19 protein-coding genes are annotated in these 21,228 nt (G+C 67.0%); 6 read left to right on the top strand and 13 right to left on the bottom strand.

All coding sequences use genetic code 11. The features are described 5' to 3' along the window. Positions 1–27 precede the first annotated feature (27 nt). Positions 28–381: a DUF2200 domain-containing protein gene (locus ACQR03_RS24050; RefSeq protein WP_434841959.1), complete on the top strand. Its 354-nt coding sequence runs from the start codon at positions 28–30 to the stop codon at positions 379–381. 24 nt (positions 382–405) lie between these two features. Here ACQR03_RS24050 and ACQR03_RS24045 read toward each other — a convergent pair whose 3' ends face one another. Continuing rightward, positions 406–1,323, bottom strand: coding sequence for a PaaI family thioesterase (locus ACQR03_RS24045; RefSeq protein WP_434841958.1), 918 nt, complete (start codon positions 1,321–1,323; stop codon positions 406–408). A gap of 261 nt (positions 1,324–1,584) precedes the next feature. Here ACQR03_RS24045 and ACQR03_RS24040 point away from each other — a divergent pair, with 261 nt between their 5' ends. Next, entirely contained in the window at positions 1,585–2,253 is a 669-nt protein-coding gene (locus tag ACQR03_RS24040; protein ID WP_315715652.1) for a hypothetical protein, read from the top strand. A gap of 56 nt (positions 2,254–2,309) precedes the next feature. Here ACQR03_RS24040 and ACQR03_RS24035 read toward each other — a convergent pair whose 3' ends face one another. The 10 genes from ACQR03_RS24035 to ACQR03_RS23990 all read right to left on the bottom strand — a co-directional run bounded on the left by ACQR03_RS24035 (position 2,310) and on the right by ACQR03_RS23990 (position 14,710). Further along, positions 2,310–3,857, bottom strand: coding sequence for a L,D-transpeptidase (locus ACQR03_RS24035; RefSeq protein ID WP_434841957.1), 1,548 nt, complete (start codon positions 3,855–3,857; stop codon positions 2,310–2,312). A 306-nt stretch (positions 3,858–4,163) separates the two neighbouring features. After that, complete coding sequence (locus tag ACQR03_RS24030) at positions 4,164–5,036, bottom strand: bifunctional helix-turn-helix transcriptional regulator/GNAT family N-acetyltransferase (protein WP_315715649.1); 873 nt, start codon at positions 5,034–5,036, stop codon at positions 4,164–4,166. A 244-nt stretch (positions 5,037–5,280) separates the two neighbouring features. Beyond that, positions 5,281–6,216 carry a sugar-binding protein gene (locus tag ACQR03_RS24025; RefSeq protein ID WP_315715648.1) on the bottom strand — a complete coding sequence of 312 codons (936 nt, stop codon included), beginning with the start codon at positions 6,214–6,216 and terminating at the stop codon, positions 5,281–5,283. Positions 6,217–6,299: 83 nt separating this feature from the next. Further along, entirely contained in the window at positions 6,300–7,397 is a 1,098-nt protein-coding gene (locus ACQR03_RS24020; RefSeq protein WP_315751980.1) for an ABC transporter permease, read from the bottom strand. Then, entirely contained in the window at positions 7,397–8,152 is a 756-nt protein-coding gene (locus ACQR03_RS24015; RefSeq protein ID WP_315715808.1) for an ATP-binding cassette domain-containing protein, read from the bottom strand. The genes ACQR03_RS24020 and ACQR03_RS24015 overlap by 1 nt, the downstream gene beginning before the upstream one ends. Before the next feature lie 46 nt (positions 8,153–8,198). Then, positions 8,199–9,521 carry a xylose isomerase gene (xylA, locus tag ACQR03_RS24010; RefSeq protein WP_434841956.1) on the bottom strand — a complete coding sequence of 441 codons (1,323 nt, stop codon included), beginning with the start codon at positions 9,519–9,521 and terminating at the stop codon, positions 8,199–8,201. Positions 9,522–9,525: 4 nt separating this feature from the next. Continuing rightward, positions 9,526–10,974, bottom strand: a complete 1,449-nt coding sequence (gene xylB, locus ACQR03_RS24005) for a xylulokinase (RefSeq protein ID WP_434841955.1) — start codon at positions 10,972–10,974, stop codon at positions 9,526–9,528. A gap of 119 nt (positions 10,975–11,093) precedes the next feature. Beyond that, complete coding sequence (locus ACQR03_RS24000) at positions 11,094–12,122, bottom strand: LacI family DNA-binding transcriptional regulator (protein WP_315826457.1); 1,029 nt, start codon at positions 12,120–12,122, stop codon at positions 11,094–11,096. Between the two features lie 322 nt (positions 12,123–12,444). Continuing rightward, the gene (pobA, locus tag ACQR03_RS23995) at positions 12,445–13,617 is read right to left on the bottom strand and encodes a 4-hydroxybenzoate 3-monooxygenase (protein WP_434841954.1); all 1,173 of its coding nucleotides are present in this window, start codon (positions 13,615–13,617) and stop codon (positions 12,445–12,447) included. A 172-nt stretch (positions 13,618–13,789) separates the two neighbouring features. Further along, positions 13,790–14,710 carry a helix-turn-helix domain-containing protein gene (locus tag ACQR03_RS23990; protein ID WP_316202527.1) on the bottom strand — a complete coding sequence of 307 codons (921 nt, stop codon included), beginning with the start codon at positions 14,708–14,710 and terminating at the stop codon, positions 13,790–13,792. 133 nt (positions 14,711–14,843) lie between these two features. Between ACQR03_RS23990 and ACQR03_RS23985 the strand changes: the two genes are divergently transcribed. Next, the gene (locus tag ACQR03_RS23985) at positions 14,844–16,007 is read left to right on the top strand and encodes a cytochrome P450 (protein WP_315767959.1); all 1,164 of its coding nucleotides are present in this window, start codon (positions 14,844–14,846) and stop codon (positions 16,005–16,007) included. A gap of 104 nt (positions 16,008–16,111) precedes the next feature. Here ACQR03_RS23985 and ACQR03_RS23980 read toward each other — a convergent pair whose 3' ends face one another. Continuing rightward, on the bottom strand, positions 16,112–17,230 hold the full coding sequence (locus ACQR03_RS23980) for an NADH:flavin oxidoreductase (protein ID WP_315715640.1): 1,119 nt from the start codon (positions 17,228–17,230) through the stop codon (positions 16,112–16,114). A gap of 181 nt (positions 17,231–17,411) precedes the next feature. Here ACQR03_RS23980 and ACQR03_RS23975 point away from each other — a divergent pair, with 181 nt between their 5' ends. After that, positions 17,412–17,735, top strand: coding sequence for a winged helix-turn-helix transcriptional regulator (locus ACQR03_RS23975; protein WP_409977936.1), 324 nt, complete (start codon positions 17,412–17,414; stop codon positions 17,733–17,735). Between the two features lie 20 nt (positions 17,736–17,755). On the opposite strand, the gene ACQR03_RS23970 is transcribed toward ACQR03_RS23975, so the two are convergent. After that, entirely contained in the window at positions 17,756–19,240 is a 1,485-nt protein-coding gene (locus tag ACQR03_RS23970; RefSeq protein WP_434841953.1) for an AMP nucleosidase, read from the bottom strand. Between the two features lie 250 nt (positions 19,241–19,490). On the opposite strand from ACQR03_RS23970, the gene ACQR03_RS23965 reads away from it, so the two are divergent. Continuing rightward, on the top strand, positions 19,491–20,333 hold the full coding sequence (locus tag ACQR03_RS23965) for a shikimate dehydrogenase (RefSeq protein WP_434841952.1): 843 nt from the start codon (positions 19,491–19,493) through the stop codon (positions 20,331–20,333). Between the two features lie 24 nt (positions 20,334–20,357). After that, entirely contained in the window at positions 20,358–21,209 is an 852-nt protein-coding gene (locus ACQR03_RS23960) for an amidohydrolase family protein (protein WP_434841951.1), read from the top strand. Positions 21,210–21,228 lie beyond the last annotated feature (19 nt).

Here is a 21,228-nt window from a genome sequence, read left to right as displayed (position 1 = left end):
CCTCGCCTACGATCCGATGGAGTCAGCATGGCAAAACACCGCATCTACACGACGAGCTTCGCGAGCGTGTACCGATTGTACGTCGCGAAGGCCGAGAAGAAGGGACGCACCAAGGCAGAGGTCGATCAGGTGATCTGCTGGCTGACGGGCTATGGCCAAAGCGAGCTTGAGATCCGGTTGGAGCGTCAGACGGACTTCGAGACCTTCTTCGCACAGGCGCCAGCGATGAATCCGGCGCGGACCCTGATCAAGGGCATGATCTGCGGCGTCCGCGTGGAGGATCTCGAGGAACCGACGATGCGGGAGATCCGCTACTTGGACAAGCTGGTCGATGAGCTGGCGCGGGGAAAGGCAATGGACAAGATCCTGCGCAAGGCCTGATCGTGTCTCGCGACCCGGTCTCCCTCAATCCTGCTCCTGCCCTGGCGCCGGTCGTAGCATGAAATGGCCGAAGGCGGTGGCGATCGGCTTCGTCGCATCGTCCTGCCAGGCGCGGGCCTCGAAGGCGACGACGCGGCGTCCCTGCTTGACGATCGACGCCGATGCGACGGTGTCGAGCGCGCGGCCCGACCTCAGATAGTTGATGGTGAGGCCGACCGGCTTCGGCGGCGCCGTGGCGCCGAGCTCGCGCATCACGGTGACGATCGCTGCGGTCTCGAGAAACGCACCGGTCATGCCGCCATGGATCGCAGGCAGCACGGGATTGCCGATGATACGACGCGAGAAGGGCATCACCAGCGTGTCGTTCTCGGCGAAGCGGATGCCGAGGCAGCGCGCGAACGGACTGGTGGGAAACGGCCCCGCCGGATCGTCCGGGGCGTCGAGCGGCGGTGGCGCGCCGTCGAAGGCCGCCCGGTCGGTCAGCATGTTGGTGCGGTTGGCGCCAATCATGAAGCAGGCGGTCGCGGTGGCGACCGGTGCGGTCTCCTCCTCCTGATAGGCGGTGGCGCGCACGAACGCGATCGAGCGCGTGACGCGGAAGCAGACCGCATGGGCCTTGATGTCGAGACCGGGGGTCGCCGGCTTCTGATAGTCGATGCGCAGATCGAGCGTGGCGATCGCCCGGCTGCCGTCGAGCGCAAGCTGCACCGCCATGCCGCAGCTCTCGTCGAGCATCGCGGTGACGACGCCGCCATGGATCACCCCGGTTTCGCTGTCACCGACGAACACGGGACGATAAGGCAGGGTCGACCAGGCTTCGCCGGGCGCGAAGCGATCCATCCTGAGCCCGCTGATATGGCCATAGACCGAGCGGCGCTGCCCGATGGCCTCGGCGAGCACGTCGAATGCCGGCGGTGCGGCGGGGGGCGGAATGTCGGACATGCGCGATTTAGATCACGATCCCGAGGACGCACGAAGCCTTTTCCGACGGATCCGATTTGCATGCCAGCGATCCGGGCCGGATCATCGCCGTCCCTGCATCGGCACTCCTGAGCGCCGCCGGTCATGCTCACAACTCGAGGCTGCGAGAGCCCATTCCCGCAAAACTACGTGGATGAAATGTTCCGCCGGAGCCGCGCGCTTAGAACATTGGCAACCTTAATATGATCATAATTGTCTCCATCAAATCCCGGAGACCCGTCGATGCGCAGATCCACCAAGACGCCGGACGCCCCGCCGAGCAGCGGCACGGCCTCTCTACGAATTGTCCTGAGCCTGGCGCTCGTAGCCAGCGCCGGTGCGATGTGGTGGAGCAGCGGCGGCGCCAACAGCTTCTCCTTCGGCACCGGAGCGCCTTCGCTCGAGAGCCGCGTCGCCACGCTGACCTCGGAGCTGGCGCAGCTCAAGGCCGAGACCGCCCAGCTGCGCGACCGCCAAAGCGACACCTCCGGCGAGCTTCTGCAATTGCGCGCCAGCCTCACCACGGCCGAAACGGGCCTGGCCGTCTTGCGCACCGCCGCCGACGAGACCGAGGCGCGCCGCCGCGATACGGCCGACAAGATCGAATCCGATCTCGCGCTGCTGAAGCGCCAGACGATCCGCCTCCGCGGCGCCCAGGAAGATGCGGCAACCGAGCTGAGCGGGCTGCGCACCGCGGCCGCGAACAGCGACATGACCATCGAGCAGCTCCGGACCTCCACCGGCGAGATGCGTCAGCAGTTGACGCGCATCGAGACCGCTCGCGAGGCGACCAGCTCGATCTCCCGCAGGCCTCACCGTGTCAGGCGCGTGGCGCGCGCGACCGAGGCGCAGCACGAGCCGCAGCCTTTCTTGATGCAGTGGCCCGGCGTCATCCCCGCAGGTCGCAACTGATTTGAAGCGTCATCCGGCCTGACCCGCGAATCGCGGTCAGGCATCAGCCCGGCTGGTCACCACCAGCCCGGCTGCATCGGCCGGTAGTAGGTCGGAGGCGGACCGCGGCGGCGCGGCGCCGCGACGGGCTGGCCATCCCAGCTGCGCTGGAAGAAGCTGCCGAAGCCGTCGTCATATTCGTCCCCGCTGGCGACGACGTCGACATTGGTCGTCGGCCGGCGCGTGATGAAGCCGCCCTGCGGCTGGTTGCTCAGCACCGCGACGAACTCGGTCCGGTAATTGGTCTCGCTCGACAGCGGCTCGTCCGAGACGATGATCGAGGAGCGCGGCACGGCCGTCGGCGCGATCCGGTCGAGCACGTCCTTCGGAATGGTGATGCGGTCGAGCGCGTCCTTGGCGGTGTCGCCGTCGTCGATGGTCACCGCCGTCCAGCGCAGCTCCGCGCCGTTCTGCGCCACCGCGGTGAACACATGCGTTCCGATCGGCCGGTCGGGATCGCGGATGGTCACCGGCGCTTCGATCGAGGTGTCGAACACCTCGCCGCCGCCATCGGGGGCCGGCTTGTGCGTGTTGCGCCTGACATAGAGCATCTGCGTCGAACGGCTGATATAGACCGAGACCGGCTCGGTCGCGAGCCTGGCGTCCGTCGCAGCCTTGCTCGCATCGGCCTTCCTGGCCGCCGCCGCCTTGGCGGCATCCTTGGTCGAGGTCGCCGCAGCGAGCTTCGCGGTCGCGTCCGACTTCGCGGCCTCGAGCTGCGCTGCCGCGTCGGTCGCCTTGGCGGCGGCCTTCTGCTTCGCATCCTCGGCCAGCGTCCTGGCCTGATCGGTCTTGGCGGCGGCCAGCTTCCTGTCGGTGAATTTGAGCTCGGCCTCGGCGCGCGCCTTGGCCTGCTCCAGCTTGCGCAAGGACGCCTTCAGAGCCTTGGCCTCGCGATCGGCCGCGGCAGCCGCCGCCTTGGCCTCGTCGGCGCTCCTGGCGGCGTCCTCGGCCTCGCGGCCGAGCGTCGCGGCCCGCGAGGGCACCGCGGCGAGCGCCTGCGCATTCGGCGCGAACAGGGCGGGATGGGAGAACTCGACGGGCGCCGGGTCACCCGGCGCGATGATCACCCGCATGCCGATCCAGGTCCGGTCGAACAGCTTCTCGGCAAAGCCGTAGGGCATGCGGACGCAGCCATGCGAGGCGGCATAGCCGGGCAGCGGCCCGCCATGCAGCGCCACCCCGTTCCAGGTGATGCGCTGCATGTTCGGCATCCAGGCATCGTCGTAAAGAGTCGAGTGGTGGTCCTTGTCCTTCTCGATGATGGCGAACACGCCGGCCGGCGTCTCGCGGCCGGAGACGCCGGTCGACACCGGTGCGCGCCATATCCAGCCATCGGCGTCGTAGAACGTCACCTTCTGGGTCTTGATCGACACGATCGCCATGATCGGATCGCCATGCGCACGCGGCGCCGTCGCCTCGATCACCGGCGCCGGACGTGCCTGTCGCGCGCGGGCCTCGGAACCTTGCAGAGCCAGCACGGTGGCGGCCGCGACAGTCATCAGGACCGCTCCCCGACGCCGCATCGCTGCAAGGTTCTGAGCCGCCGTGGATCGTGTCACCATGCCCTATCCCAATTCGTTATTGCTGTTCCGCCGGCGCGATCGGCGCAGGACGATCTATACGCTCGATCATGTCTTGGGGTGAAGTGAGGCGAAGGCGCGTCCTCATGTCATCGGGCCCCCCTCGCCGCAATTGGGGCAGGATCGGGCAACGAATCGGACTCAAGGCGCGCCCTTCCGTCGCAAGCTCCCCCGAAGGCCCGCATTCCACCACCCTACCAGTTGCTCATCGCTTAACGCCGACCAGGGCGATCTGGTCCGTGGCTGGACTGGAGAACGGCGGGGCGCAGGCGCCGCGCGAGATCAATCTTAGAGCTGCTTCTCGAAGAACAGGTCCGGATAGGGATCGTCGTTGAAGCGGTCGATCTCCGTCCAGCCGGCGCGGCGATAGAGCTGGACGGCCTCGGCGAGCGCGCTGTTGGTGTCGAGGCGAAGAATGCTGATCGAGAGCGTGCGGGCAGCCTCTTCGGCCGCATCCATCAGGCGGCGGCCGAGGCCGAGGCCGCGCGCGGCGGGCGCGACCCAGAGCCGCTTGATCTCGGCGACATCGCCGCCGCTGCCCTTCAGCCCGACACAGCCGAGCGGCAGGCCGTCGGACAACGCCACGAAGAAAGCCCCGCGCGGCGCCATCATGTCCAAGGCATCGGGATCGCGCGACAGCGACACATCGAAGCCGCGTTCGAAGCGCCGCGACAGCTCGGCGTAGTACTCGCCGAGGCAGTAGCGCGACTGCTCGCCGCGCGGATCAACCTCGTCGATGGCGATGCGGCTGCGTCCCAGCGCGGCCGCGACCAGGTCCATCGCCGCCAAGAGCGCTTCGGGCTGCCCGTGACGCGCCAGCATCGATTCGGCCTGAGCGTTGGAGAGCGTCTCATAGGCCTCGAATTCGCGCCGCCCGGCGGCTGTGAGCCTGGCGATGCGGCGGCGCGCGTCGTCGGGATGCGGCCTGGTCATCACCAGCCCCTCCTCCTCCAGGCTGCGCAGCAGCCGGCTCATCAGCCCGGAATCGAGTGCGAGATAGTCGCGCAGCTCGGCCACGTCGCTGCGGCCATGACCGATTGCATTGAGCACGCGGGCCGCCCCGAGCGGCCGACCGCGCCCGAGGAACGAGGTGTCGAGCGCGCCGACCTCCGAGGTGACGGCGCGGTTGAAGCGGCGGACGCGGGAGATGGGGTCGAGCATAATGCCTGACTTAAGTCAGACATTTCCGTCTGTCAATTGTGCCCGTAGTCGAGTGCAGGCGGCCGCTCCAGCCTCTGTCGTCATTGCCTGCGCAAGCAGGGCATCCAGTACGCCGCAGCGTTTCGATTGATCACAACCGTCATGTCCAGTCCGTGGGTACCAAAAGCATCTCCAAGCAAAAAAGGGCGGCCCAGCCGCCGGCCGAAGCCGGTTGCCGGACCGCCAGGTTTTCCCCGGGAGGAACTCAGTTCAAAAGCTTGGCGACGTTGTCCTTGGTGACGAGGTCGAGGCCGGTGTAGATCACCTCCGGCACCTTCTCGCCCTTCTTGATCGCGAGCAGCGTGTCCATCGCCTTCTCGCCCATCTCGAACGGACGCTGGCCGGTCAGCGCGTTGGAATAGCCGTCGCGCAGCAGCTCGAGCTGCATCTTCAGCGTATCGGCAACGACCAGCGTCAGCTTGCCAGCGTCGATGTCCTTGCGGTTCTTGTTGACGAAGGCCTTGTAGCCCTCGGGCGCGAACATCGGCCAGCCGCCGATCGGCACGATGGCGCCGAGATCCGGCGTCGCGGTGCGCAGATCGGCCATCTGCTGCACGGCGAGCGCGGGATCGTCGTTGCAGAAGGTCGGCGAGCCCGCCACTTCCGTCCACTTCGAGCCCTTCAGCGCCTCGCGCACGCCGTCGACGCGCTCGGCAAGGTTCTTGGCGCCGGGACCGCCGGAGACGACGGCGTACTTGCCGCCCTCAGGCCGGAGCTCGCGGAGCTGCTTGCCGAGCGCGAGGCCGAAGTCCTTGTTGTTGGTACCGATATAGGCAATGCGCTTCGAGCCCGGCGCATCGGCGTCGAAGGTGATGACGGGAATGCCGGCCGCCGTCGCCGCCTCGATCGATTTCGTCATCGATGGAACGTCGGCGACCGAGATGGCGAGGCCGTCGACCTTCTGGGTGATGAAGTCCTGGATGATCTGCGCCTGCGTGGCCGGCTCGTGCTCGACCGGGCCCTTGTAGATGCACTCGACATTGCCGAGCTCCTTGGCGCGCTTCAGACAGCCGTCGCGCGCGACGTCGAAGAACGGATTGTTCATCGCCTTCGGCACGATGGCGAAGCGGTATTTGGTCTCGGCCTGCGCCGGGGCCATCAAAATCGCGAGCGATGCGACCGCATAGAGCAGCTTCTTCATGGGTTTCCCTCCTCCATGTCTATCCCTGATCATTGTCTGTTCCGGGTGAGGATAGACGCGATTGTCACCCCGGCCAGTATTCGTCACAGCAGGCGCGCGCGGATACGATCCACAAGCACGGCGGCGATGATGATCACGCCGACCAGGGTCTGCTGCCAGTAGGAGTTGACCTGCGCCAGCACCAGCCCGTTACGGATCACCTCAAGCAGGACGCAGCCGACGATGGCGCCGAGCGGACCGCCGAGACCACCGGCGAGGTTGGCGCCGCCGATCACGGCCGCGGCGATCACGTTGAGCTCGTAGGACGTCGCCATGTTCGCGGGCGCCGATCCGAGCCAGCCCGAGATGATGATGCCCTGCAGGCCGGCGGCAAGCGCGCCGATCACATAGACCTCGATCTTCACCCGGGGCACGGAGACGCCGGTGAGCTCCGCGGCTTTCTCGTTGCCGCCGATCGCGAACACGTGGCGGCCGAACGCGGTGTGGTGCAGCACCAGCGCCATCACCAGCGCCAGCACGATGAGATAGATGAAGGGCGCAGGCACGCCGTACACATCGCCCTGCGTCAGCGCATAGAAATAATCGGCGTCGGGGCCGCCGGGGAAGCTGCCCTTGCCGTTCGAGATCACGTAGCTGAGGCCGCGCACGATCGACAGCATGCCGAGCGTGGTCACAAACGGCGACAGCCCGAGCAAGGCGATGCAGACGCCGTTGATCAGGCCGACCACCAGCGAAACCGCCAGGCCTGCCAGCACCGAGACGATCAGGATCAGGCCGGGCACGTTCGCGACCACGGTCTTGCCGTCCGCGGCGAGATGCACGAATAGCGACGACAGCGGCATCCCCGGCGTCGATAGCGTCGTCATCACCATCGAGGTGATCATCGCCGCGAAACACATCATCGAGCCGACCGACAGGTCGATGCCGCCGGTAATGATGACGAAGGTGATGCCGAGCGTCGCGATGGCGATGAAGGAGAAGTTCTTGGCGACGTTCTGCAGATTGCCTTCGGTCAGAAAATAGGGACTGGCGAAGCTCATCACGATGATGAGGGCGATGAGCGCCAGCGTGACGTAGGCCGTCTGCGAGGCGAACACGCCGCGGTGCCACCATCTGATGACGCCCACATTGGTGAAGGTGACGTCGGTGCCGGCGGAGCTGGTCTCGGATGGAACGGACATCACGCCGCCTCCTTGGCGCCAGTGATCAGCGCGGTCACTTCCTCGGGGCTGGTCTCGCCGACCGGCTTGTCGGCCTTCTTCTCGCCGCGGCGCATCACCACGACGCGATCGCACACCGCGAAGATGTCAGGCATGCGGTGCGAGATCAGGATGACGGCGATACCCTGTTCCTTCAGGCGATGGATCAGGCTCAGCACCTGCTCGACCTGGCGCACCGAGATCGCCGCGGTCGGCTCGTCCATCATCACCAGTCTGGCGTTGGACAGCCGCGTCCGCGCGATCGCCACCGCCTGGCGCTGGCCGCCCGACATGTCCTTGACGAGATCGTGCGGCCGCGTCTCGGAGCGCAGCTCGCGAAACAGCTCCAGCGCGCGCGCCTCCATGCCCTTGTGGTCGAGCAGCGCCAGCGGGCCGAAATTGCGCTTCAGCTCGCGGCCGAGAAACACGTTGGCCGCTGCCGTGAGGTTGTTGGCGAGCGCCAGGTCCTGGTACACGACCTCGATGCCGACGCTGCGCGAATCCATCGGGCGATGGAAATGCACCTCGCGGCCGCCGAAATGGATCGTGCCCTGGCTCGGCGGAAAATTGCCGGCGATGATCCGCACCAGCGTGGACTTGCCGGCGCCGTTATCGCCCATCAGGCCGACGACCTCGCCGGAGCCGATCGAAAGATCCACGCCCTGCAGCGCGCGGATCGCGCCGAACTGCTTGCCGATGCCCTTCAGCTCAAGGACCGGCTGCGCGGCGGTGCTCATCACGGCGCGCTCAGCGTCATTCGTCATCGTGCGCAGGCTGCTGTCGTCAGACATAGCGGTTCACCACGCTTTCGAGATATTCCTGCCGGCCGGACCGCGGCTGCGGATCGAGGCCGGTGTTGACGGCGCGGTCGGCGAGCTCGGCGAGCGAGCGGCGGCCGGCGAGGATCGCCTGCCCCTCGTCGCCGTCCCAGCCGGCGTAGCGCCGCGCCAGCGGCGCGGTCAGCGCACTGTCGGTCAGCATCTCGTCGGCGGCGATCAGCGCCCGCGCGCAGGCATCCATCGAGCCGACATGGGCGTGCAGCAGGTCATCCGGATCGATCGACTGCCGGCGGATCTTGGCGTCGAAATTCAGCCCGCCCGTGGTGAAGCCGCCGCCCTTGAGCATGTCGTGGAACACCAGCGCCAGCTCCGGCACGTTCATCGCGAACTGGTCGGTGTCCCAGCCGAGCAGATCGTCGCCGCGGTTGATGTCGAGGGAGCCGAACACGCCGAGCGCCTGCGCCAGCGCGATCTCGTGCTGGAACGAATGGCCGGCGAGGATGGCGTGGTTCTGCTCGATATTGAGCTTGACGTCGTTCAAAAGGTCATAGCGCCGCAGGAAGCCGTAGCAGGTGGCGACGTCGAAATCATACTGGTGCTTGGTCGGCTCCTTCGGCTTCGGCTCGATCAGCAGCGGGCCCTTGAAGCCGATCTTGTGCTTGTGCTCGACGACCAGCGCGACGAAGCGGCCGAGCTGATCGAGCTCGCGCTTCATGTCGGTGTTGAGCAAGGTCTCGTAGCCCTCGCGGCCGCCCCACAGCACGTAGTTGGCGCCGCCGAGACGATGCGTCACCTCGAGTGCGGCACGCACCTGTCCCGCCGCGTAGGTGAACACGTCCGGATCCGGATTGGTCGCGGCGCCCGCCATGTAGCGGCGATGTGAGAACAGGTTGGCGGTGCCCCACAGCAGCCGCACCTTGGCAGACGCCATCTTCTGCTCGAACAGGTCGGCGATGGCGTTGAGATTGGCGACCGACTCCTTCAGCGTCGCGCCTTCCGGCGCGGCGTCGACGTCGTGGAAGGTGAAGAACGGCACGTCGAGCAGCCGGAACAATTCGAACGCCACGTCGGCCTTGGCCCGCGCCATCGCCATCGCGTCGTCGCCATGCTGCCACGGCCGCAGGAAGGTCTCGCCGCCGAACGGATCGCTGCCCGGCCAGCAGAACGAATGCCAGTAGCAGACCGCGAAGCGCAGATGATCCTCCATCCGCTTGCCGCGGATGACGCGATCCTTGTCGTACCAGCGGAACGACAGCGGGCTGCGTGACTCGGGCCCGCCATAGCTGACGGTCGCGCCGGTCTGGAAGAAGGGGGCCTGGACGTTCACGACGTTACTCCTTGAGAGCAGGAAAGAGCTTGCGCCATTGCGCGTAGGCGGCGTCATATGCCGCGCGCTGCGGCGCGCGGGGTTCGAAACTCTGCAGCCGCTGCGGCTTGCGGCAGACATCGGCCGGTGCTGCGCCGGTCGCGGCAAGACGGCCGAGCCGCGCGGCGCCGATGGCGGCGCCGACCTCGCCCTCCTCGACCCGGTGCACGGTGACGCCAAGCACGTCGGCCATGATCTGCGCCCACAACAAAGAGCGCGAGCCGCCGCCGACGAGATCGAGCTCTGTGATCGGCTGCGCGCTGCGCGCGAGCGCGGCGAACATGTCGCGTGAGGCAAACGCCACGCCCTCCAGCACCGCCTGCACGAGATCACCGCGGCCGGCGGCGCTGCGCAGGCCGACCAAGGCGCCGGCGGCATGGGCATCGTTGTGCGGCGTGCGCTCGCCGTCGAGATAAGGCAGGAACTGCACCGGGCTCGGACGTTCGACGCTGATACCGAGCGGCGCCAGCAGTGCGGCTTCCGGCGTCTCGAGAAGGCGCGCCAGCCACGCCAGCGAGGCCGCGGCCGACAGCATCACGCCCATCTGATGCCAGAGACCGCCGAGCGCATGGCAGAACGCATGCACGGCCGCTTCCGGCGCTGGCGCGAAGCGGTCGGTCACCCGGAACAGCACGCCTGATGTGCCGAGCGACAGGAAGGCATCGCCGGGCGTGATGGCGCCGAGCCCGATTGCGCTCGCCGCGTTGTCGCCGGCGCCGCCCGCGATCACGACGTCAGCGCCCATGCCCCAGCGCCGCGCCAGCTCGGGCGACAACGCGGCACTGCGCTCATTGCCCTCGACGAGGCGCGGCATGTGATCGAGACCGAGCCCGGTCGCCGCCAGCAGTTTCTCCGACCAGCGCCGCGCGCCGACATCGAGCCACAGGGTGCCGGCCGCATCCGACATGTCCTCGACCATCTCGCCGGACAGCCGATAGCGCACATAGGCCTTCGGCAGCAGCACCTTCGCGACCTCGGCAAAGATCTTCGGCTCGTGCTTCGCCACCCAGACGAGCTTCGGCGCGGTGAAGCCGGGCATCGCGAGGTTGCCGGCGATGGCATGCAGTTCGGGACAGCGGCGTTCGAGCTCGGCGCATTCGGCCTGCGAGCGGCCGTCATTCCACAGGATCGCCGGCCGCAGCGGCCGACCGGCGCGGTTCAGCAAGGTCGCGCCGTGCATCTGGCCGGACAGGCCGATGCCGCTGACGGCAGCGGTCTCGCGCGGACGCTCCCGCGCGAGATCATCGACCGCGCCGATGACGGCCTCGACCCAGTGATCCGGATTCTGCTCGGACCACAGCGGCTGCGGATGCGACAGCGCCAGCGGCCGCGCGGCGCTCGCGATCAGCGCGCCCGTCTCGTCCTCCAGCACGGCCTTCACGCCGGATGTGCCGACATCCAGTCCGAGAAACACGACTCCACTCCTCCCACACGGACCGCCAGGCGCCTCGGCGATCTGCGTCGCCTCGAAACCAGCGCCTCGGTCGTTTCTCATTCCGTGTTCGGGCCGACCGCGTCATCGCGGCCATCCGCTCACGGCAGATTGTCCCGCATCACGATGTCGATGCGGATCGTCTCCTGTTCGCTCAGGATCGGCTCGCCGCGCGCCAGCGCCAGGAGCACGCGCACCGCGGAGCGCGCCTCGTGTCCCGGGTTCTGCGAAATCGCCGCGTCCATCACGCCGTTCAACAGCAGCTTGCGCGTCAGTGCCGTCACGTCGTGGCCGACGAACACGATGTCGTCGGCGCGCCCCGACTCGGTCAGCGCCTTGGCGACGCCGGCCGTGCCAGCGCCGACATTGTAGAGCCCGACGATGTCACGATGCTCGGTCAGCAGCTTGCGCATGAGGTGCTCTGAGCGATCGTCCACGTCATGCCCCTCAGCGACCGGCAAAACCTCAAGTTGCCGAAACTCCGCCGCGAGGACCTGGCCGAAGCCGAAGATGCGCTCGGCATGATCGCGCAGGCTTTGCGAGCCGGCCATGATCGCGACCCGCCCCGCCTTGCCGCCGGCGAAGCGTCCGACCAGCGCGCCCGCGGTGCGGCCGGCGGCGATGTTGTCGATGCCGACATAGTGATGCCGTCGCGACGACGGCACGTCCGACACCAGCGTCACCACCTTGGCGCCGGACTCGACGAGATCGTTGATCGCCGCGCGCACGCTCGGATGATCGAGCGCCACCACCGCGACGCCGTCGACCTGACCGACGAGCTGCTCGAGCTTCGCGGCCAGCACGGCCGCATCGAACACGTCCGTCGTGACCACATCGACCGTGAGCCGGCGCGCGGCCATCCAGCTCGTCAGATCGCCGAGATGCGCCTGAATCTGCTGCATGAAGGGATTGGCGCCGGACGGCATCACGAAGGCAAAGCGCCGCGCGCGGGCACGGGCGAGTTCGGAGGCCGCCGCATGCGGCTGGAACGCGCTGCGCTCCATCGCGTCCTTGACGCGTCGCACCGTATCCGGGCGCACGCCCGGCCGGTTGTGCAGCACGCGATCCACAGTGGCGAGGCTCACGCCCGCCTGCCGCGCAATATCCCGCAATGTCAGCGGCGCGTTCATGCTCCTCCCCTTTGGGTTGAGGACCATAGCGCGGTTTTTGAGGTACGCAACTCATTTTTGAGGGCGGGCGGGGAAGCCGACAGACTGAGGCAGCCGGCGCCAATCCCGACAGCGCGTCCCCGATCGTCTGCCCCCTCCATCTCGAGCTGAGCGAAGTTGCACCAGCCGAAGCAGCCGCAGGCGGATGGGCACAAAGCCAATCGCCAGCCTGCCTCAAACCGCTCCCTGGGTATGGGTCCCGGCGTTCGCCGGAACCACAGCGAGGCTATCGATGCGTGATGCCATCAAGCAGCGCAGGCGAAACGCGTCGCGATGACCCCGCTCAAAACGGCAGCCCGACATAGTTCTCTGCCAGCGACCGCTGCGCGGCCTCGGACGAGAACAGATAGGCGAGCTCAGTGTCCTGCAGTCTGTCGTCGTAGGACAGCCGGTCGGGGAAACGATGCAAGAGCGTCGTCATCCACCAGGAGAAGCGCTGCGCCTTCCAGATCCGCGCCAGCGCCCGCTGCGAGTAGCCGTCGATGCCGCGATCGTCGCCTTTCTTGTAGTGGTCGAGCAGCGCATGATAGAGATAGTAGATGTCGGACGCAGCCGAGTTCAGCCCGCGCGCGCCGGTCGGCGGCACGATATGGGCGGCGTCGCCGGCCAGGAACAGCCTGCCGTAGCGCATCGGCTCGGCGACGAAGCTGCGCAGCGGCGCGATGCTCTTCTCGATCGAGGGCCCGGTCATCAGACGGCCAGCGATCTCCGCCGGCAGCCGGCGCTTCAGCTCCTCCCAGAACGCGTCGTCGCTCCAGTCCTCGACCTTGTCGGTGAGCGGCACCTGGACATAGTACCGGCTCAGCACCTGCGAGCGCAGCGAGCACAGCGCGAAGCCGCGCTCGTGCTTGGCATAGATCAGCTCCGGCGACACCGGCTTGGTGCGCGACAGCACGCCGAGCCAGCCGAACGGGTACACCCGCTCGTATTCGGTCAGCTTGTCGTGCGGGATCGACTTGCGGCTGACGCCATGAAAGCCGTCGGCGCCGATGATGTAGTCGCAGTCGATGCGGACGACCTCCTCGTCCTGACGGTAGGTGACGAAGGGCTTGTCGGAAGCGATGTCGTGCGGCGTCACGTCGGCCGCGTTGTGCACGACCTTGCCGCCGAGCTTGTCGCGGGCCTCGTAGAGATCGCGCGTCAACTCGGTCTGGCCATAGACCATCACCGAGTTGCCGCCGGAATATTTGTGCAGGTCGACGCGATCGAGCTTGCCGTCATGGGCTATGTAGAAACCGTGATGGATCTCGCCCTCGCGGTCCATGCGCTCGCCGCACTGCGCCTCGCGCATCAGCTCGGCAAAGCCGTGCTCGAGCACGCCGGCACGGATGCGCGACAGCACGTAGTCGCGGCTGGATTTCTCCAGGATGATCGTATCGATGCCCTGCAGATGCAGGAGCTGCGACAGCATCAGGCCCGACGGGCCTCCGCCGATGATGCAGACTTGGACTTTCATGGGCGTGTTCTCCCGGATTCGCAGACGCAGGCTTGTTGGGTATGCTTTTCAGTCGCGGATTTTAGCAAGGAATGCGCAGGGATCACTTGGATGGACGCGGCATTCTCTTGCACTTTTCCGACACCATGCCGCGATGCACAACGAACGCTGCAATGGCATGGGGCGGCGCCGATCAGCCTGCCGGCGGCGCCGCGTCGTCTCCGACGCCCATCGCACGCCGATAGTCGCGCGGGCTCGCCCCGGTGTGCCGCTTGAAGAAGCGGCAGAAATAGGCCGGGTCCTTGAAACCGAGCTCGAACGCCAGCTTCGACACCGGCGCCGCAATATAGGTGAGCCGCCGGCACGCCTCGCGCGCGAGCCGCGCATGCACGATGTCGAGCGCGGACTGACCGGTCTCGGCCCGCGTCAACCGATTGAGCCGCTCCGGCGTCATGCCGAGTTCGTCGGCGTAGCGCGCCACCGACCAGTGATCGCGGTGATGCGCCTCGACCAGCACGATGAAGCGGGTGAACAGCGCGGCATGCCCGCTGCCGCGCCGCGCGCCTTGCGACTGCCGCGCGCTCTGCTGCGCCAGCCGCCACACGATCGAGCGACCGAGCCAGTGCGGAACCGGCGAGGCCGCGGAATCGGCGGCGGCGAACTCGTCGGCGAGGTCGACGAACAGCGCGGCGATGCGCCGCGTCGCAACGGCTTGCGGCTCCAGATGCAGGATTTGCGGCGCTGCAAACAAGTCGCGCAGCGCCTCGCCGGTCGCCGGGACGTCGCCCTCGACCACCGCCCGCGGATTGAACGTCAGCACATAGCCGTCAGTGTCGCGCGAGAAGCGGAAGGCATGGACGACGCCGGGGGGAATGATCACGGCGACCGGGCCGGCACAGCGCTCGCGGCTTTCGTCCAAGGCGATCTCGGCCGGGCCGGAGCCGACCCAGAGGATCTGGTGCAGGCCCTGATGGGTGTGCGCCTCGATCTCCCAGCGATACAGCTTGCTGCGCACCTGGATCGGCTCGACATGCAGCATGTCCGGCTGCGCGGCCGACGCTTCGCCGTACAGCGCGAACGCGGGGATCGACGGCTTGGTGCGAAAGCGGGGCATGAGCGAGAGCTAACCCTGAATGTCGGAAAAGTACAAGTCTTGGCCGGCTTTCGTGTCTCACGCCGCGGCCACGGCTCGGCTAGATCAATGAAAAGAACAACAACGACCACACTCAATGGAGAGGAGGCCCAAGATGTTCGCGTTCGACCCGTATTCGCCTGCGGTCGATGCCGACCCGTTCCCGTTCTACAAGACGCTGCGCGACGAACACCCCTGCTTCTGGAGCCCGCAGGCCCAGGTGTGGATCCTGTCGCGCTATGCCGATGTGGCGGCGGCCGGAACGAACTGGCAGACCTATTCGTCGGCCAAGGGCAACCTGATGACCGAGCTGCCGAACCGTGCCGGCGCGACGCTCGGCACCACCGACCCGCCGCGCCACGACCGGCTGCGCGGCCTCGTCCAGCATGCCTTCATGAAGCGCAATCTGGAGAGCCTGTCAGGCCCGATCCGCGACATCGCGCGCGACTGCGCCGAGGCGCTGCGCGGCCAGGACCGGTTCGACTTCATCGAGGCATTCTCGTCGAAATTCACCGTGCGCGTGTTGTTCGCCGCGCTCGGCCTGCCGCTCGGCGACGAGCAGACGGTGCGCGACAAGGCGGTGCTGATGGTGCAGAGCGATCCGGTGAGCCGCGCCAAGGGACCGCAGCACATCGCAGCCTACAACTGGATGCAGGACTATGCGGCCGGCATCATCGCGGAGCGCCGCGCGCGGCCGCAGAACGACCTGATCTCGCACTTCAGCATGGCCGAGATCGACGGCGACAAGCTCGACGAGCGCGAGGTGCTGCTGACGACGACCACGCTGATCATGGCCGGCATCGAGTCGCTCGGCGGTTTCATGACGATGCTGGCGTATAATCTCGCCGATCACGCGGAGGCGCGCCGGGCGGTCGTCGCCAATCCCGACCTGATGGCGGACGCCGTGGAAGAGTCACTGCGCTACAACACCTCGGCGCAGCGCTTCCGCCGCTGCCTGCAGAAGGACGTCACCCTGCACGGCCAGACCATGCGCGAGGGCGATTTCGTCTGCCTCGCCTACGGCTCCGCCAACCGCGACGAGCGGCAGTTTCCCAATCCGGATGTTTATGACATCAGGCGCAAGCCACGCGGCCATCTCGGCTTCGGCGGCGGCGTGCACGCCTGTCTGGGATCGGCGATCGCGCGCATGGCGATCAAGATCGCGTTCGACGAGCTGCACAAGGTCGTGCCGGACTATCGCCGCACCCAGGAGCAACTGCCCTGGATGCCGTCTTCGACCTTCCGCAGCCCGATGTATCTCGAGCTGACGGTGCATTAGTCATCGCGAGGACTAATGGCAGGCTCGCGCTCGCGCCTCGCTGACGGTACGCCCCCCTCGCCCCGCTTACGCCGGACGAGGGGCACCAATGGGTCTACAACAGCTCAAACCAGCGCGCCGAGATCCGCTGCGCTGAAGCCCTTCAGGCCCGCCTTGTCGCCGGCCTTGATCTTGGCGACCCATTCGGCATCGCTGATCAGCGCGCGGCCGACCGCGATCAGGTCGAACTCCTCCCTGGCCATGCGCTCCAGCAGCGCATCGAGATCGGCCGTCGTCGACGGCTTGCCGGCGAAGGCCGAGAAGAATTCATCGGACAAGCCGACCGAGCCGACGCTGATGGTCGCGGCGCCCGTGATCTTCTTGGCCCAGCCGGCGAAGTTCAGGCCCTTCTCGCCGTCGACGTCCGGGAATTCCGGCTCCCAGAAGCGGCGCTGCGAGCAGTGCAGGATGTCGACGCCGGCCGCGACCAGCGGCTGCAGCCAGTCGGCCATCAGCGCCGGCGTCTCGGCGAGGCGCGCCGCATAGTCCTGCTGCTTCCACTGGCTGACGCGCAGGATGATCGGGAAATCGGGACCCACCGCCTTGCGGATCGCGGCGACGATCTCGCCGGCAAAGCGGGAGCGCTCCTTGATGGTGGCGCCGCCATAGCGGTCCTCGCGCTGGTTGGTGCCGGACCAGAAGAACTCGTCGACCAGATAGCCGTGCGCACCATGGATCTCGACGGCGTCGAAGCCCGTGCGCTTGGCGTCGGCCGCGGCTTGCGCGAATGCGGCAACGGTGTCGGCGATGTCGTTCTCGGTCATCGCGTTGCCGCGCGGCTTGCCGGGCGCAACCAGCCCGGATGGGCTCTCGACCGGCGCATCGGGCTCCCAGCGGCTCATGCCCTTGGTCGAGCCGGTGTGCCAGATCTGTGGCGCGATGCGGCCGCCGGCGGTGTGCACGGCGCTCGCCACGTTCTGCCAGCCGGCCAGCGCGGCATCGCCGTGGAAGAAGGGAATATTGGGCTCGTTGCGCGAGGCCGGGCGGTTGACGACCGTGCCCTCGGTGAGGATCAGCCCCACGCCACCTTCGGCGCGGCGGCGGTAATAGGCAGCGTTGGCCTCGCCGGGAACGCCGTTCGGCGCGGCGTTGCGGGTCATCGGCGCCATGACGATGCGGTTCTTCAGCTCCAGCGACTTCAGGCGAAACGGACGAAACAGCACGCTGGTATCGAGGTCGGACATTCAGGGGGCTCCATTGCGTTCGGAACCGCTCCAGTATACTTCGTAAACCTGAAGTCAATCAGGCACCCGAAGTCGCTCAGGTATATCGGAGGAAACTGCTGTCGTGACCGCCGCATCGACATCACAGACCGCCCCGCTCCGCTGCAAGCCGCAGCACTTCTCGTCGGAATGCCCGAGCCGGGTGCTGATCGACCAGATCGCCGACAAATGGTCGATGATGGTGCTGGCCGTGCTGGACTCCGGTCCACTGCGCTTCAACGCGATCAAGAAGCAGCTCGAGGGCGTCACCCAGAAGGCGCTGACGCAATGCCTGCGTCGGCTCGAGCGCAACGGCCTCGTCGCCCGCGAGGTGATCGCGGACTCGCCGGTCGCGGTTCAGTACGAGATCACGCCGCTCGGCCGTACCCTGCAGCCCCCGTTCCGCGCGCTCTATGCCTGGACCATCGCCAAGATGCCGGAGGTCGAGCAGGCCCGGCAGGCCTTCGACGAGCGCCGGAGTCGCTAATCCCAGGCGGCCAAAGGCCGCTACTGGAAGGCCACCTCCGCGAAGCTGCGCAGCTTGCGCGAATGCAGCCGCTCCGACTCCTGATGCTTCAAGAGCTCCAGCGCCTTCAGCCCGATCTGGAGATGCTGGCCGACACGCTGGCGATAGAAGTCGCTCGCCATGCCGGCGAGCTTGATCTCGCCATGCAGCGGCTTGTCGGAGACGCAGAGCAAGGTGCCGTAGGGCACGCGGAAACGATAGCCGTTGGCGGCGATTGTGGCCGACTCCATGTCGAGCGCGATGGCGCGCGACTGCGAGAGGCGATGGATCACGGCCGGGCCGGAGATTTCCCAATTGCGGTTGTCGACGCTGGCCACCGTGCCCGTGCGCATCACCCGCTTCAGCTCGAACCCGGAATAGCCGGTGACCGTCTCCACGGCCTCCTCGAGCGCGACCTGCACCTCGGCGAGCGCCGGGATCGGCACCCAGGGTGGCAATTCCTGGTCGAGCACATGGTCCTCGCGGACATAGCCGTGCGCCAGCACGTAATCGCCGAGCCGCTGCGTGTTGCGCAGCCCCGCGCAGTGGCCGACCATCAGCCAGGCATGCGGCCGCAGCACCGCGATGTGGTCGGTGACGTTACGCGCGTTCGACGGACCGGTACCGATGTTGATCAGCGTGATGCCCTGGTGCCCCGGCTCGACGAGATGAAGCGCCGGCATCTGCGGCGTGCGCGCCGGCGCGGAGCCGGTGGTGCCGCCGCCGAGACGGGCATTGCGGGTGATGACGTTGCCCGGCTCGACGAAGGCCTCGGCTGCGCCCTGCCCGGCCGCCAGTTGCTGGCGGCCCCAATCCGCGAAGGCGTCGACATAGAACTGATAGTTCGTGAAGATCACGAAGTTCTGGAAATGGTCCGGGTCGGTGCCCGTATAGTGATAGAGCCGGCGCAGCGAGTAGTCGACGCGCGCGGCGCGAAACAGCGACAGCGGCTCGGGCATGCCGGGCTTCAGTCCGAGCGTGCCGTCGGCGATCGCATCGTCCATGGTCGCGAGATCCGGAGCGTCGAACACGTCGCGCAGCGAGCGCGTCACCAGCGGGCTCTCGTGGTGCGGAAGCGCCGTCTCGATGTTGATGTCGCGGCGGTAGGCGAAATGCACCGGGATCGGCTCGGCCGACTCGCCGATCTCGACCGGCACGCCATGATTCTCGATCAACAGACGGATCTGCTTGGTCAGGTACGAGCGGAACAGGTCCGGCCGCGTGACGCTGGTCTCGTGCACGCCGGGCCCCGCGACGAAGCCATAGGCGAGACGCGAGTCGAGCCGGGCGTGACTTGCGGTGGTCAGCCGCACGAAGGGATAGGTCGCGCGGATCCGTGTCGCCGGCACGACGCCGTTGGCATAGGCCTCGAAATGGCCGCGCAGGAAAGCGGTATTGCGCTCGTAGATCTCTTCGAGCCGGGCCACCGCGGCGGCCGCGTCGGTGAAGGTTTCTGTTGCCACGGGTGGCGGAGATTGGACAGTCAATGGCGATCCTTTGTATCCGGCGGACGGTCGTCGAGGCAGACTTGCGCAATCATAGAAATCACCCCTGGCTTTGCCCAGGGGGCGGGTCACGCGACGACGCCCATGAACTGGACGTTGAGCCATGATGCGCTGCATTGCGACAAGGATTTGTGGCCGAATGTTTCAATTGCCTGTGCGCGTCATTGCTCATAAGACGGTTTCACATTGGCCGGAACAGGTCGATATCTGAAAAGGGAGGTCATCGCGCAGCATGTCGCAAGCGAATGGATTCGGATTGGCTGGCGTCATCGGCATGCCCGTCGCTCATTCCCGCTCGCCCACGATCCACAATTTCTGGCTCAACGCGCACGGCCTGCGCGGCGCCTACGTCCCGCTTGCGGTTCAGCCGGAGCGGCTGAAGGATGCGCTGGCTGGGCTGGTGGCGCTCGGATTCCGCGGCTGCAACGTGACCATGCCGCACAAGCAGACGGCGATGCCGCTGCTGCACCGGGTCAACGACACCGCACGACGCATCGGCGCCGTGAACACGATCGTGGTCGAAGCGGATGGCACGCTGAGCGGCTTCAACAATGACGGCAACGGCTTTGTCCAGAGCCTGCGCGATGCCAGGCCGAACTGGCGCGCCGACGAAGGCCCTGTTCTCTTGCTAGGGGCCGGCGGTGCAGCGCGCGCGGTCGTTGTGGCGCTGCTGGAGAATGGCGCCCGCGACATCCGCATCAGCAACCGCACCACCGAGAAGGCGCAGTCCATCGCAGCCGAATTCGGGACGGCCATCAGCACGGTGGCGTGGGATGATCGTTCGGCGGCAGTCGCCGATGTCGCCCTGCTCATCAACAGCACCGATCGCGGCATGATCGGAAAGCCCGCACTGGAGATCGACCTGGGGCGGCTGTCCGCGAAGACGCTCGTCGCAGACCTGATCTACACACCGTTCGAAACGCCCTTCCTCGCGGATGCGCGCGCGCGCGGCTGCACGACGGTCAACGGGCTCGGCCTGCTGCTCAACCAGGCGCGTCTCGCTTTCCAGGCCTGGTTCGGCGTGCTGCCCGACGTCACGCCCGAACTGATCAAGGCGGTTCAGGCGACGTTCTGAACGTCGGTCAGAGAGGGCTCGACCATGGCACTTCCGGCAGGCCCCAGGATCGATTGCCACATCCACGCCATCGATCCCGCGCGCTTCCCCTACGCGCCGGATACGCCCTATCGTCCGACCGGCCAGGAAATCGCGCCCGCCGCGCATCTCATTCGCGTGCTCGACGTCTTCGACGTCCGGCACGCGCTGATCGTCGCAACCAATTCCGGCTATGGCTCCGACAGCCGCATCCTGCTCGACACGCTCAGGCTCGGAGATGGCAGGTTCAAGGGCGTCGCGGTCGTCGAGAAGGACGTCGACATCGGAGAACTGGAGCGGTTGAAGGCCGCAGGCGTCATCGGCGTCGCCTTCAACGTGCCGTTTCATGGCACCGACTATTACCGTGACGCCGCGCCGCTGCTGGACAAGCTGACCGACCTCGATCTGTTTCTGCAGGTCCAGGTCGAGCAGGATCAGTTGCTCGACCTGCTGCCCCTCATCGAGCGGTCGACGGTCCGCCTCGTGTTCGATCACTGCGGCCGGCCTGCCGTGGAGCATGGGCTGCGACGCCCATCCTTCCAGGCCCTGCTCGCGCTCGGCCGCGACCGCGACGCGCATGTGAAGCTGTCCGGCTACTACAAATTCGCGCGCCAGCCCTATCCGTACGCCGACACGTGGCCATTCATCGCCGCGCTGGTCGAGGCCTTCACGCTCGATCGCTGCGTGTGGGGCTCCGATTGGCCGTTCCTGCGCGCGCCCGAACGCCTCGACTACGGGCCGCTGCTGGCCGGCATTACCGAGATCTTTCCGGACCCGGACGATCAGCACCGGCTGCTATGGCGAACGCCGTCGCGACTACTGGGTTTTGCAGAGGCACCCGCAAGTTCATCATCATAAGCAAAAAACAATCGGGAGG

This window comes from Bradyrhizobium sp. HKCCYLS3070, assembly GCF_051167575.1.
Classification (GTDB): Bacteria; Pseudomonadota; Alphaproteobacteria; order Rhizobiales; family Xanthobacteraceae; genus Bradyrhizobium.
Note: the sequence above shows the minus strand (reverse complement) of the source record. Positions and strands in the feature narration are given on the sequence as shown.